At 43.3% G+C, this 14,700-nt stretch carries 8 protein-coding genes; 7 read left to right on the forward strand and 1 reads right to left on the reverse strand.

Annotated features, from left to right (window positions below; all coding sequences use genetic code 11):
* The first annotated feature begins 145 nt into the window (after nt 1–145).
* From RG47T_RS04100 to RG47T_RS04130, 7 genes are all read left to right on the forward strand, one after another.
* Nucleotides 146–3,364: a SusC/RagA family TonB-linked outer membrane protein gene (locus tag RG47T_RS04100; RefSeq protein WP_216351001.1), complete on the forward strand. Its 3,219-nt coding sequence runs from the start codon at nt 146–148 to the stop codon at nt 3,362–3,364.
* 11 nt (nt 3,365–3,375) lie between these two features.
* Nucleotides 3,376–5,055 (forward strand): RagB/SusD family nutrient uptake outer membrane protein, encoded by a 1,680-nt coding sequence (locus RG47T_RS04105; RefSeq protein ID WP_074488251.1) that lies wholly within the window; start codon nt 3,376–3,378, stop codon nt 5,053–5,055.
* A gap of 82 nt (nt 5,056–5,137) precedes the next feature.
* Entirely contained in the window at nt 5,138–5,518 is a 381-nt protein-coding gene (locus tag RG47T_RS04110; RefSeq protein WP_139235613.1) for a hypothetical protein, read from the forward strand.
* 158 nt (nt 5,519–5,676) lie between these two features.
* A complete protein-coding gene (locus tag RG47T_RS04115; RefSeq protein ID WP_074488253.1) occupies nt 5,677–7,179 on the forward strand; it encodes an RICIN domain-containing protein in 1,503 nt (500 codons plus the stop codon).
* Nucleotides 7,180–7,234: 55 nt separating this feature from the next.
* Nucleotides 7,235–8,761, forward strand: coding sequence for a glycoside hydrolase (locus RG47T_RS04120; protein ID WP_074488254.1), 1,527 nt, complete (start codon nt 7,235–7,237; stop codon nt 8,759–8,761).
* 12 nt (nt 8,762–8,773) lie between these two features.
* Nucleotides 8,774–11,209 carry a glycoside hydrolase family 2 TIM barrel-domain containing protein gene (locus RG47T_RS04125; protein WP_074488255.1) on the forward strand — a complete coding sequence of 812 codons (2,436 nt, stop codon included), beginning with the start codon at nt 8,774–8,776 and terminating at the stop codon, nt 11,207–11,209.
* A 33-nt stretch (nt 11,210–11,242) separates the two neighbouring features.
* Nucleotides 11,243–13,066: a glycoside hydrolase family 35 protein gene (locus RG47T_RS04130; RefSeq protein ID WP_074488256.1), complete on the forward strand. Its 1,824-nt coding sequence runs from the start codon at nt 11,243–11,245 to the stop codon at nt 13,064–13,066.
* 123 nt (nt 13,067–13,189) lie between these two features.
* Here RG47T_RS04130 and RG47T_RS04135 read toward each other — a convergent pair whose 3' ends face one another.
* Nucleotides 13,190–14,653 carry a beta-helix domain-containing protein gene (locus RG47T_RS04135; protein WP_091690726.1) on the reverse strand — a complete coding sequence of 488 codons (1,464 nt, stop codon included), beginning with the start codon at nt 14,651–14,653 and terminating at the stop codon, nt 13,190–13,192.
* Between the last annotated feature and the right edge of the window lie 47 nt (nt 14,654–14,700).

Genomic DNA, 14,700 nt, shown 5'->3' on the forward strand with positions numbered 1-14,700 from the left:
ACCAATTAACCAGTTAAAACCGCTTAACAGTTTTAAAAATTAAAAACTTTGCAGGAAACGTGAAATCTTGATTTTACTTTCCGGCCTGTTTGGATCTCATTTTTTTCAGTGTTAACCGGCGGAGACTATAAACCAAATACAAATTATGAAATCAAATTTACTAAGGATGTATTCTCCGCACAGGAAAAGATTCCCCGCCCGTTTAAGCTTGCTTACCGGGATGGTGATAGCCTGCTGCATTACCTGCATGCAACCAGCCCCGGTGTTTGCAGCAAACAAAATTTTAAAAGAATCTGCCAGCGTTCGTGTAAATGGTAAGGTAACAGACGAAAAAGGCTTGTCATTACCGGGTGTAAGTATTGCACTAAAAGGTACCGCCATTGGTGTTGTTTCAGATCAAGACGGTAATTTTTCTATCAATGTACCAGACGCATCTGCCGGCACACTGGTATTCTCTTTTGTAGGTTACGTAAATCAGGAAGTGGCATTAACCGGGCAAACCAATGTTAAGGTTAGCCTGCAGATAGATGCCAAATCGCTTAGCGAAGTAGTGGTGGTAGGTTACGGCACACAAAAGAAAGCTACATTAACCGGCTCTATCTCCGTTGTAAAGGGCGGCGATCTGGTTAAAAGTCCTCAACCTAACATTTCAAGTTCATTCGCAGGCCGGGTGTCCGGCGTTGTAGCCAATAATGGATCTGGAGAACCAGGTTATGATGGTTCAAATATTTCCATCAGGGGGCTGGCAACAACCGGCAGCAATTCCGTGTTGGTGGTTGTTGACGGTATACCCGGTCAAATCGGTGGCCTGGAACGCCTTGATCCTAACGATATCGAAAGCGTTTCTGTATTAAAAGATGCATCTGCGGCTGTTTACGGTAATCGTGCGGCAAACGGGGTTATTTTAATAACTACTAAACATGGTAAAACAGGTAAAGCCTCGGTTTCTTATAGTTTTAGCGAAGGGTTTAGCTCGCCAACACGTTTACCTAAATTGGCTGATGCGGCAACTTATGCCCAGATCATGAATAATATCAGCTATTATAATAACCAGCCAGGTGGCCTTAACCAGGTTTATAGTAATGATCAGATAGAGAAATTCAGAAATGGCTCAGACCCGCTTAATTATCCAAACACAAACTGGGAAAAAATAACCTTAAAGAATTACGCATTGCAGAACCAGCAGAACGTAACTGTGACAGGTGGCTCTGAGGATGTTAAATATTACAATTCTGTTGGTATCACCTCGCAGGATGGTCTTTATAAAAACGGCGCCGCAAAATACAATCAATATAACTTCAGGTCGAATATTGACGCTACGGTTGCAAAAGGATTTAAAATAGGGCTGTCATTACAGGGCAGGGAGGAAGATCGAAAATTCCCGACTACTTCTGCCGCTAATAATTTTCGGGGTATTTACAGAGGATACCCAACCACGGCTGCTTTTTATCCAAATGGTTTGCCTACTTCTGGCTTCGATAATACAAACCCGGCCCTTACACCAACAAGTCTTGGTGGTACCTCCAATAATCCCACGCAAACTTTTAACGGTATACTCCGGGCGAGTTATGATATCCCGGGCATAAGCGGCCTTTCGCTCGATGGTTTCTTTTCGGCAGATAAAACAGGTGTGTTTAACAAAACATTTAACACACCCTACACAGTTTATACTTATAGCAGTGCTACCAACCTCTACACGCCAAGCACACAGGGTGGCTTTAGCGGGCGTCCTTTTTTAAATGAATCGCAGCTTAATCAGTCGCTCATTACATCTAATATCAAATTAAACTTTGTAAGGCAGTTTGGCAAAAACAATATTAATGCCTTTGTAGCGTACGAACAAAGCCAAAATACTTATAATTACTTCTGGGCTCAACGTAATAATTTCCCTACAGTTACTACGCCAGAGCTTTCACAGGGCGGTAGTGCCCCCGGCGATGCTACCAATGGTGGAAGCAGCAGTGATAACAATGGCAACTACAATTATAACCGCCGTAGTGTGATTAGCAGGCTGGCTTATAATTATGATGAGAAATATTTATTAGAGGCCCAGTTCCGTGCGGATGGTTCATCCCTTTTTGCTCCCGGCAACCAGTGGGGGTATTTTCCGTCCATATCAGCAGGTTATCGCATCTCAAAAGAAAAGTGGTTTAGCGATAAAGTTAAATTTATTGACGATCTGAAGATCAGGGCTTCTTACGGTGTGCTGGGAGATGATATTATAGCCCCTTACCAATACTTTGACAATTACGCGCTTAATAATGCTGTAGTTCTGGATAATGGTCAAGGCGCTTCACCTCAGCCAGGTATCGATCAAATCAAGCTTGCAAATCCCCGTATTACGTGGGAAACTGCCAAAAAGACAGATATTGGTATTAATGCAGTATTCTTAAAAAACTTCACATTAGAAGCCATCTATTTTCGCCAGATACGGTCAAATATCCTGGCATATCGTAACGGCTCTATTCCCGGAACTTCCGGAATTGTAAACCCACTTTATGGTAGTCCCTTAGTGCCAGCAGAAAATATTGGCAAGGTTAACAATGGCGGTTTCGAGGCAACACTGGGCTATAACCATCCCGGCACATTCTCATGGGGTGTATCAGGTAACTTTACGTATACCAAAAGTAAAATCATTTATATTGATGAGGCCGCCGGTGTATTGCCTTACCAGCGTAAAACAGGTAATCCTTTAAATACCTATTTATTATATAAATCTACCGGTATTTTTAGAAGCCAGGCACAATTAAATAATACGCCACATGTACCCGGTGCACAAGTTGGGGATCTTATCTATGCTGATGTTAACAATGACGGGCAAATAACAACGGCCGATCAGGAACGGTCAAAATATGGTAATATCCCGCAAATAACTTATGGTTTAAGCTTTAATGCAGGATACAAAAATTTCGACTTGTCGGTGTTATTTGCCGGTCAGGCCGAGGTAAGCCAGTATGTGCTGCCTGAATCGGGAGTTATCGGTAATTTTTACAGCTCATGGGCAAATAATGCCTGGAGCCCAACCAATCCAAACGGATCATACCCAAAAGTATCAGACAGGGCTTCAAGCTCGGTAAGCGGTGGTTTATATAACAGTACTTTCTGGCTTAATGATGCTTCTTTTTTGAGGCTGAAAAATGTTCAATTGGGCTATTCACTATCGTCACAAGTTTTATCAAAACTTCATATCAAGGGAGTAAGAGTTTTTGTAAGTGGCTTTAACCTGTTAACGTTTACTAAAGTGAAGGATTACGATCCGGAAGGAACCGATGGCAGTGGTAAATTTGGTAGCGCTCAATACGGAAGTGGCCAGTTCTATCCGCAACAAAAAATAATTAACCTGGGCGCAAACATTAAATTTTAATACGCTACAATATGAAAACTATAAAATATATAACAGGTTGCGTGGCGCTTTGCGTTATATTAATGACATCCTGTAAAAAAGATTTCCTCTCTACACCTCCTACCGACAAAATAGGCAACGCCTCTATTTTATCCGATACCTCACTTTTTGAAGCTTATGTTATCAATAGATATATTGGTGTTAAATTACAGGACAAAGAAGATGACAATACGGGGTTTGGCAGAGGGTTTCAGTGGGCATTATGGAGTTCATTGACAGACGAATCCATATATAACAACGATGATAATACCTGGGTGGTTCAGCAGGGGCAGTTAGCTCCAAATAATCTCGGCGATGCCGGGACCATTTGGGCACGCAGTTACCGTGGCATCCGTGAGTGTAATTATGCGTTAAGCGTAATTAATAGTTTACCATTAAGCGCGGCGCATAAAAACAACCTAATTGGCGAGCTCGAATTTATTAGGGCGTTTAGATATCAGGACCTTATTCGTAACTATGGCGGCGTTGTATTAATTGGCAATAAAGTAACTGAGTTAAGCGATAACCTGCAGGATCCAAGCCTTTTCAATCGCGCTACCATAACTGAGTCTATTAATTATGCCAGTGCTCAACTTGATGACGCTGCCTCAAAACTCCCGCTGGATAATAGCTCAGTATGGGCCTTAGGCAGGGCAACCAAAGGGGCTGCGCTTGCATTAAAATCAAGATTATTGCTATATGCTGCGAGCCCATTGTATAACGCCGGAACCTGGCAGGCAGCGGCAGCGGCGGCTAAGGCGGTTATTGATCTTGGTAAATACAGTTTATTCCAGGGTGGTTACGGCCAATTATTTTTGACGCCTAGTAGTAACGAAATTATATTTGAAAGATTATTTTATCCGGTTACAGCTGCCCACCTCCCTATAGAGCTGGATAATGGGCCTAACAGCTATGGTGGCTATGGTGGTAACGTTCCGCTGCAAAATATGGTGGATGCCTATCATATGAGTAATGGCAAAGCCATTACGGATCCTACGTCGGGCTACAATTCACAAAACCCATACGTGAATCGTGATCCACGGTTTTATGCAACCATTCTTTACAATGGGGCACCATACAGAAACAATGTTATCCAGGTCTTTTTACCTGGAGGTAAAGATAGTAACCAAGGGTCTAATCCACAAAACGCGAGTAAAACCGGCTATTATTTAAGGAAATTTGCAAATGATAATTATTCGATTACCAATTCAAACGAGGCGGGTGCACAGCCATGGATCTATTTCAGGTATGCAGAAATTTTGCTTAATTATGCCGAGGCACAAAATGAAGCAGTAGGGCCTGATGCAAGTGTTTATCAAGCCATTAATACCATCAGGCAACGTGCATCTGTAAACATGCCTCCCCTGGCCGGATTATCACAAAATGATATGCGCGCCGCTATCAGAAATGAAAGACAAATTGAACTTGCTTTTGAGGAACACCGCTTTTATGATGTGCGCAGATGGAAAATTGCAGACCAAACTGAAAATGTTCCGGCTTACGGTGTTGCAGTAAGTGTAAATGTTGCCAGCCCTTCTGGTTACAATTATGCACAAAAGATAGCGTTAACTGGCCGGGCTTTTCTGTCCCAGCATTATTGGTTGCCAATACCATTATCTGAGATTCAGACTTCAAACGGGCAGTTAAAACAAAACCCAGGTTATACCAATTAGAAAACCTTAAATGCCTATATCAATCAAGAAGGCCCTGCGGGGCCTTCTTTTAAACCTCATATAAACTTAAAACCATACAATTATGAAAACTAAAATTTTTGTCCTTCTGTTTTGTTTCTCTTCGTTTTTCGTTTCTCAGTCTATGACAATTGAAAAACATTCGATGGCCCGCTTATTCAGCATTGGTGTCAATTACTATAATGCAACGTCTTATACGTGTACTATACAATTGAGTGGCCCTACAAGCCATACTATTACTGTTGCGCCCGGAACCACTGGTAGCTTCGGCCCGATAACCCCAGGCCAATATACAGTAGGTATTTATACTACCGGCCCTGGTACTTACAATTATCATTTAGATGGCGGCGGTAACTCTCCAACATTTATCAACAATGATAACGGTCATGGGGCTTTATATTCTATCAATGCCCAGGACAACCTTACGGTAGGTATTACCAATTAATAGTAAGGCGCATGTAGTGCAGCGTAGTTAAGTTAACACTATTGTTAAAATCTGACTACCATATTAACAGCAATCCAGGTATGGAGAGTTAGTTACAACAGGGGGAGAAACAGGTTTTTATCCCCCTTTTTTTAACCTTATACTAACCTATACTAATTATGAAGAAGAACCGAATTTTATTATTAGTGGCGTGCTGCCTTGCGGCGGGGTGTAAAAAAGATGGGATAGTAACCAAGCAAGCCACAACTCAAACCGAAGCAAAAACAGGGAACTCTGGTGTTAAACTGGATTCGACACCGGCAAGCACGCTGAAAGGCGTGAACTGGGCTGCCGATGGCGATAATTTCAGTGATACTATATTAGTATTAAGTGGCTTAGCGTCAACCGATAATTATACTACTGTAACCACAAAGGCAACGGCAGTACTTACGGGCATCCAGACTAATACAGGTGCTAATACTTTACGTATCCCGGTAAATTATGCAACAACATCATCAGCCTGGTGGAACGCTTATACCGGCGTAATTGATGAAGCGGTAAGCAAGGGAATGAACGTAATTTTGGGCTGCTGGGAAGGCAAATCATCTGAGGATGGCAAGATTGACAATACCACGCAATTTTGGGCGATGTGGCAAACCATTGTAACCAAATATGGCAGCAACGCGCATGTATATTTCGAAATTTTTAATGAGCCGCATGGTTATTCATTGGCCGATTGGAGTACAATTTGTGCCCAGTGGTTAACTACCTATCCATCTGTGCCCCAGGGGCATATTTTAATTGATGGTACATCGTATGCGCAGGATATTACCGGCGTTGGTGCCGATAGCCGCTTTACCAATTGCTTGCTATCTATACATGATTATACCTTTTTTAGCAGCGGAGGCCTAACCACCGCCGCGCAGTGGGAAAGCAGGTTAAAAGCTAATGTAGGCAGCTACAGTAGCCGGGCAGTATTAACCGAGTTTGGCGATACCATGAACAGTAGTATAAATTATACCGGGGCAATTGGAGGTAGTGCAGATATAGCCTATATTCAGGGGCTTACAAATGAAGTGCGCGCTTTAGGCATGGGCAGTATTTACTGGCCCGGCATACGTACCGGTGATGGCTATGCCCTACAGCAACTTGGCGGTAGTGCAAACAGCCCAACGGTTACCACAACCAATGCATCGGGCTTAAGCCGTTTAAAGTATGCCTGGGGTGTGGGTACCGGCGGTACAGATGTGTTTTACACCGGAGCTTATTATCGCTTTTTAAATGTTAACAGTGGCGATGCGCTTGATGTTAACGGCTCATCAACAACCAGTGGTGCAGGCATTATCCAATGGCCACAAAATGGCGGCAACAATCAGCAATGGATAATTGCTGCAAATGGCGGCGGATATTACAAGATCACCAACCGCAATAGCGGTTATGCGCTTGATGTAACCAGCGCATCCACGGCAAGTGGCGCAGGTGTTATCCAATACCCATGGAATGGTGGTAATAATCAGCAATGGCAGCTTACTTCGGTATCAACCGGCATTTACAAAGCTGTTAACCGTAATAGTGGTATGGTGCTGGATGTAAATGGTGCATCAACCGCCAACGGTGCCGGTGTTATCCAATACCCATGGAGCGGTGCCGTTAACCAGCAATGGCAAATTGTTCAACAATAATTAACTAAGCCATGCAGGCGGTTTAATGCCGGTTGCATGTCTCTTTAAAAATATAATGATATTTAAAAACATTGCCCGCAAAATATTACCGGTAACGTTGCTGGGTTTACTCTGTACTTCTTCAAAAGGGCAGGATAATCAAGTGGTCACGATCACTATTAATCCGTCAAAAACCTATCAGCGCATCGATAACTTTGGCGCTTCGGATGCCTGGTCGTGCCAGTTTATTGGTAATTGGCCCGAGGAAAAGAAGAATAAGATAGCCGACCTGCTTTTTAGCAGGGACACATTGGCCAATGGTTCGCCGAGGGGAATTGCTTTATCGCTGTGGCGTTTTAATATCGGTGCGGGCAGTGCAGAGCAGGCGGGTCAAAGTGGTATTAAGGACGAGTGGCGCAGGGCCGAATCTTTTTTGAACCCGGATGGCACTTACAACTGGCAAAAACAAGCCGGACAGGTTTGGTTTTTAAAGGCAGCCCAAAAACGGGGTGTTAACCAATTTTTAGGTTTTGTAAATAGTCCGCCGGTAAATTTTACGCAGAATGGTAAGGCCTACGCCAATGGCGGTAAGGTAAACCTTGCAGTCAACCAATACGATGCCTTTGCTAATTATCTGGCAGCCGTTGTAAAAGGGGTTGATAAAGTAAGCGGGATTAAATTTAACTACATAAGCCCCGTTAATGAACCCCAATGGGATTGGAGCGATGGCGGCCAGGAAGGCTGCCCTTATACCAATACCGAAATAGCCGGGCTTGTGCGCGCTATTGGTAAAAGTTTTGCTCAAAACAATGTTCGATCCAAAATTTTAGTATCCGAAGCGGGTAGTATTAACTACCTCTTCACGGCAGGTGATAAGCCGGGGAAGGGCAACCAGATTAATGATTTTTTTAAACCGGGTTCACCCAATTATATCGGGGGCCTTAAAAATATAAATAAAGCTATCGCGGCGCATAGCTATTTTACTACATCGCCTGTTGCATCAGCCATAAAGTCCAGGCAGGCACTCGCCCAAAATGTGAGCGATATTCCTGGCTTGGCTTTCTGGCAATCTGAGTATTGTATCCTGGGCGATAATGCAGGCGAAATAGATGGCAATAAACGCGATTTGGGTATCGATGCCGCATTATACCTGGCCAAAGTTATCTATACCGACCTCACGGTAGCCAATGCCTCGGCCTGGCAGTGGTGGACAGCCATTTCGCCATATGATTATAAAGACGGGCTAATTTACATAGATAAAAACAAAACTGATGGCGACTATTACGCCAGCAAAATGCTTTGGGCAATGGGTAATTACAGCCGGTTTGTAAAACCCGGATCTGTAAGGGTTGATGCGCAGGCTGCAAAAGATCAACTTTTAGTATCTGCTTTTAAAAACGGTAATAATCTTACCGTGGTGATCATTAATAACAGTGCCGAAAATATCCCGGTAAGTCTGCATGTAGATGGCCGTAAAATCACACACGCTAAAGCGTTTTCAACGTCTTCATCTGCAGACCTCAAGGCTAGTAATATTACAGATATTGAGCAAACAGTTGTTCAGGGAAAATCAGTTACCAGTATCACTGCAACTATTCAATAGCTACAAAAACCTATGAAAAATATAAAAATTTATGCTTTTTACCTGTTCATCAGCTTGTTATTATCACAACTGGTAAACGCACAAAATAAGGTTGGCACCCCTGTTCTGTTTAACGACGGATGGGCCTTTCACAGGGGCGATATTACTGGGGGAGAAACCGCAGTTACTTCTAATGTTGCATGGAAGGCAATCCAGCTACCGCACGATTGGAGCATTGAAGGCCCTTTTAGCGAAGACTGGGCAAGTGCAACCGGTTATTTGCCGGGTGGTATCGGCTGGTACAAAAAAACATTTACTGTAAGTAAAGCATGGGCCGGGCAGCAGGTTTACATCTGTTTCGACGGTGTATATAAAAACAGCGAAGTTTGGTTAAACGGGCATTTGCTGGGTAAAAGGCCCAATGGTTTTATTCCTTTTCAATATGAATTATCGCCCTATCTTAATACTAAAGGAATAAATACGCTGACTGTAAAGGCAGACCATAGCGAATTTGCCGATTCGAGGTGGTACACAGGTTCGGGCATTTACCGTAATGTTTATTTGCTGGTGAAAAACCCGGTACACATTGGTTTATGGGATATCGCATTTACAACCCCGCAGGTAACCACAACCAAAGCCTTAATAAATGTTAAGGCAACCGTTACTAATAGCACGCGCAATACTGCCAATGTAAATATTAAAGTAAACCTGTTAGATGCGGGAGGGAAAATCGTAGCAGCAGCTCAAAAACAAATCATTACCAAAAGCGGAAAGAACGAGGTTTCTTTTAACAGTCAGCTTGTTTCGCCTAAATTATGGAGTGCAGAGCATCCTGATCTTTATCAATTGCAGGTTATGGTATATCGCGATGGTAAGCTGATTGATGAAGTAAGCCAGCAGGCGGGGATCCGCAGCATTCGCTTTGATAAGGACGAAGGTTTTTTTCTGAATGGTAAAAGCACCAAAATAAAAGGTGTGTGTATTCATGATGATGCCGGTGCTTTAGGTGTAGCCGTACCGCAGGAAGTTTGGGTACGCAGGCTCAAAACATTAAAAGAAGGCGGCGTAAATGCGATCCGTCTGAGCCACAACCCGCATGCTGATTATGTATATGATTTATGCGATAAAATGGGCTTCCTGGTAATGGACGAGGCTTTCGACGAATGGGAACTAGGCAAAAATAAATGGGTAAAAGGCTGGAATGTGGGCACACCATCTAAAGACGGCTATCACGAATATTTTAAAGAATGGGCCGATCGTGATCTGGGCGACATGGTTTTGCGTGCCAGGAACCATCCATCCATTATTATGTGGAGCATTGGTAATGAAATAGATTATCCTAATGATCCTTACAGTCACGAGGTGTTGAACACGGGCACCAACCCGCAAATCTACGGCAAGGGTTATCTGCCTGATCATCCTGCTGCCAGCGGACTTACTACGATAGCGCGGCAACTGGTTAAAACTGTAAAGGCGATAGATCAGTCGCGGCCGGTTACTGCGGCGTTGGCGGGTGTGGTAATGTCTAACGAGGTTGGTTATCCCGAAGAACTGGATATTGTGGGCTATAATTACCAGGAGTACCGTTATCCCGAAGATCATAAAAAATACCCCAACCGGGTGATCTACGGCAGCGAGAACGGCATGAAGAAACAAGCCTGGAGTGCTGTGGACAGCAACGCCTATATCTCAGCTCAATTTCTCTGGACCGGGATAGATTACATGGGCGAGGCAGGCAAATGGCCTCAGCGAAGCAATGGTGCCGGGCTGCTTGATTTGGCCGGATTTAAAAAATCGGAATATTATTACAGGCAAAGCCTTTGGGCCGATAAACCCATGATATACATAGCAGGCAGGGAAATTGCGGCTAAAGCAGACAGCAATAGCCGGGGCCGCAGGGCCATTGAACCGGCCTGGAACTGGCAGGCAGATAGCAAGGTTAGAGTAGTTTGTTATACCAATTGCCAGGAAGCCGAACTGTTTTTAAACGGAAAGTCATTAGGTAGAAAAAAGCGTAATGATGCAAAGGATCAAATCCCATCGTGGGATGTTGATTATCAGCCCGGAAAACTTTTGGTGAAAGGCTACAACAATGGTATTGAAGTGAGCAGCAATACCATTAACACAGCTGGCAGCGCTAATCAAATTAAAGCCATTGCCAGCCAAACTTCATTTAAGAGCAATACAAAAGGCCTTAGCCAGGTGGAGATACAGTTAACCGATGCAAAAGGCAATCCTGTTTTTGATGCAGATGATGAGCTTAAAGTTGAGTTATCGGGCCCTGCCCGGTTGTTGGGGCTGGAAAGTGGCAGCTTAAGCAGTCATGAAGACTATCAATCTGACAAGCGAAAGGCCTTACATGGCAAGTTGCTTGCTTATTTACAAACCGCAGGTAAAGCCGGTAAAGTAGAGGTAACCATCAGCGGCAAAAATCTTAAACCAGCCACGGTATGGCTAACCGTTCAATAATTCAATTCCAGATCTTTATCCATTAATAATAATATGACTATCAAAAAAATAATTCTACTGGGTGTTATGCTGTTTACTAATATCACCCTCCGTGCTCAAACGGGTTCTCATTCCTTTACGCTAAGCGATTCTGCTTTCTTAATGGATGGCAAACCTTTCCAGATGATTTCGGGCGAGATGCATTATCCGCGTGTACCCCGTGAAGCATGGCGGGCACGGATGAAAATGGCAAAATCCATGGGGCTTAATACCATAGGCACCTATGTTTTCTGGAATTTGCACGAGCCGCAAAAAGGCAAGTTTGATTTCACTGGCAATAATGATGTGGCCGAATTTGTTAAAATAGCTAAGGAAGAAGGCCTATGGGTGATATTAAGACCCAGCCCTTATGTTTGCGCCGAGTGGGAATTTGGCGGTTACCCATACTGGCTGCAAAATGAAAAGGGACTTATTGTGCGCAGTAAGGAAGAAAAGTATTTGAAGGAGTACGAAACCTATATTAAAGCAGTAGGTAAGCAATTGGCCCCCCTGCAAATTAACCACGGCGGCAATATCCTGATGGTGCAGATTGAAAATGAGTATGGCTCATACGGTAAGGATAAAGAATATTTAGCTATCAATCAGCGGTTGTTTAAAGAGGCTGGCTTTGATGGGTTATTGTATACCTGCGACCCCCCTGCGGCCATAGTAGACGGGCATCTACCCGGCTTGCTGCCTGCCATAAATGGTATTGATAACCCTGCCATGGTTAAAAAAATGATTAGTGATAACCATAATGGCAAAGGGCCATTTTATATTGCAGAGTGGTACCCTGCATGGTTTGACTGGTGGGGAACCAAGCACCACACCGTGCCTGCCGAAAACTATACCGGTAAACTGGATAGCGTTTTATCGGCAGGTATTTCAATTAATATGTACATGTTTCATGGCGGTACTACGCGCGCGTTTATGAATGGTGCCAACTTTGATGATAAGCACCCTTATGAACCACAAATAAGTAGTTATGATTATGATGCCCCGCTTGATGAGGCCGGGAATGCAACGCACAAATTTATGCTGTTCAGGCAGGTAATTGCCAAGCACTTGCCTGTCGGTCAGGCTTTACCGCCGGTTCCGGCGGCAAAGCCGGTAATGGCTGTAAATGATGTTAAGCTAAGCCAAACAGCTGGCCTGTTAGGTATATTACCGAAACCTGTATTGAATAAAACACCCTTAACCTTCGAAGATTTAAACCAGGATTATGGCTTTGTATTATATCAAACTTTATTATCTGGCGGCAAAAGCGGTGTTTTAAAACTTAATGAATTGCGCGATTATGCCATTATTATGGTAAACGGCAAAACCGTAGGCGTACTGGATCGCCGGCACAACCAGGATAGTATTCAACTGAATTTACCTGCGGGTAAAGTAAAGCTGGAGATACTGGTCGAAAATTTGGGAAGGATTAACTTCGGCCCGTATTTACTTAAAAATAAAAAAGGCATTACAGAAGGCGTTAGCTTTGGAGGAAAAGCTATTTATAACTGGGCGATGTATAGTTTGCCTTTTAAGGATGTAAGCAATGTACGCTACACATTAAAAAGTGTTGCTAAGGCGCCTGTTGTAAAAAAAGGAATGTTTAATGTTTCGATAGTTGCAGATACTTATTTGGATATGCGTAAATGGGGTAAAGGTGTGGTGTGGATTAACGGGCATAACCTGGGGCGGTACTGGTCTGTAGGCCCGCAGCAAACGCTTTACGTGCCTGCTGAGTGGCTGGTTAAAGGAGAAAATAAAATAGAGATACTTGAACTGCTTAAACCAGAACAAACTCTTATCCATTTTGTGAAACAGCCACAGTTGGATGTTATTCAATAACTGAAATAATAATGTACTTACAGCTTATTCACTATTAAAAAATTGTATCAAAAAAAACCGGCTATTTTTAAAAAAATAGCCGGTTAAAAAAGATATAATGAAACCCTCGCGGTTTATTCAGATTTATTTAATGGCACCCGGAGTGGTGTATGCAATATTTTGAGGATCGAATGAAGCCCATGTTGCAGCCCAGTTATCGGTACCAAAAGCACCTTTGTAATCAACTTTGTCAAAAAAGGCATCAGCAAATTTTCCGGTAAACGCAGCGCCTGCTGCGGCAGCAGAACCTGCTTTTACAGTAAAGTTAGGTGTACCTGCATTAGCATTGGTAGCAGCTTTAAAATCTAAACCATATTTAAGCGGGTCGGTTAATAGGTCTAACACGGTTTTAGAAGCATCGAACACGTTATTTAAACGAACCTGAGTTTCGAACAAGGTTTTGTTTTGTCCTTTAACTTCGTTGCCTTTTGCATTACAATCATAAATTACGTTGTTGGCAAATACTAAGCGGCCTGCAGTGTAATTGCTTGATGTAGCACCTGCTGTAGCAACGGTACCATCATCAAAATAAACACCTTCGGTATAGTTAGTCAACAATGAGTTGCTGATGCTGATAGCTGAGTTGCGACGGATCTGCGCCGCATGTTGAAAGTTGGCATTGATGTTAGATATGGTACCACCAGAAGCGATTGCTGTTAATAGCGGGCCAATAATGGTCATGTTAGAAAACGCAGCATTGGTTTGAGGCGCATTGTTCGAGCCAGATGCATCATTATCAGATTCGAAACCGTTTGATCCCGAAAAATCTGCAATTACCTGTGCACGTTGTGCTAAACCAAACTGTATTTTACCTGCAAAGCCAAAGTCAGTATCAAAATCGTCGTCAACCGCGCCGATAGAAAGTAAGTGTTTGGCATTAACAGTACCGCCAAACCACTCATAAGAATCATCGCCAGAGCGGTAAACTTCAATATAATCTAAAGTAGTACCCGAGCCAACGCCGCCCATGGTTAAGCCATTGATCTCGCTATCTGGTGCAAATGGGATACCTGCATACTCAATGCGTACATATTTTAACGTACCAGAATTGTCGGCTGCATCTGTACCGCCATATTGGATGTATTTGGCTACATCGCCACCGCCGGTTGCTGTTATACCGCCTTCAATAGTTGCCACACCGCTACTTGGGTTAATTGGTGCTTTACCCAACAAGATAATGCCACCCCAGTCGCCGCTTGAACGGCCGCCTGCTGCAACGTTTGAGGTAAACACGATCGGTTTATCTACAGTGCCAGTTGCGTTTATTTTAGACCCTCTTGTAATAATCAACGTGCCTTTACTGGCTTTATCGCCTTTAATAATGGTTCCTGGTTCAATAGTTAAGGTTGCGCCGTTGGTAACGTATACATATCCTTTAAGGTAATAGATTTTGTTTGCTGTCCAGGTAGTGCTGGTTGCAATATCGCCTGTTACTTCAACAGTGGTTGATGTTGGGGTAGTTGTTACACCATCATCATCACTGCTGCTTTTGGTACATGCCGTAAACAGCAACACTGCCGATAGCAATAAAAGTGAAATTCTTTTCATAATCATTTTTTGTTTGTTGTAATCCCTGTTAATTTTTAACTATTTGT

It is taken from the genome of Mucilaginibacter polytrichastri (assembly GCF_001911425.1).
GTDB classification, from domain to species: Bacteria; Bacteroidota; Bacteroidia; order Sphingobacteriales; family Sphingobacteriaceae; genus Mucilaginibacter; species Mucilaginibacter polytrichastri.

Coding starts and splice junctions, on each gene's coding strand:
- RG47T_RS04100 (WP_216351001.1), top strand. CDS start 146: ATGAAATCAAATTTACTAAGGATGTATTCTCCGCACAGGAAAAGATTC.
- RG47T_RS04105 (WP_074488251.1), top strand. CDS start 3,376: ATGAAAACTATAAAATATATAACAGGTTGCGTGGCGCTTTGCGTTATA.
- RG47T_RS04110 (WP_139235613.1), top strand. CDS start 5,138: ATGAAAACTAAAATTTTTGTCCTTCTGTTTTGTTTCTCTTCGTTTTTC.
- RG47T_RS04115 (WP_074488253.1), top strand. CDS start 5,677: ATGAAGAAGAACCGAATTTTATTATTAGTGGCGTGCTGCCTTGCGGCG.
- RG47T_RS04120 (WP_074488254.1), top strand. CDS start 7,235: ATGATATTTAAAAACATTGCCCGCAAAATATTACCGGTAACGTTGCTG.
- RG47T_RS04125 (WP_074488255.1), top strand. CDS start 8,774: ATGAAAAATATAAAAATTTATGCTTTTTACCTGTTCATCAGCTTGTTA.
- RG47T_RS04130 (WP_074488256.1), top strand. CDS start 11,243: ATGACTATCAAAAAAATAATTCTACTGGGTGTTATGCTGTTTACTAAT.
- RG47T_RS04135 (WP_091690726.1), bottom strand. CDS start 14,653: ATGAAAAGAATTTCACTTTTATTGCTATCGGCAGTGTTGCTGTTTACG.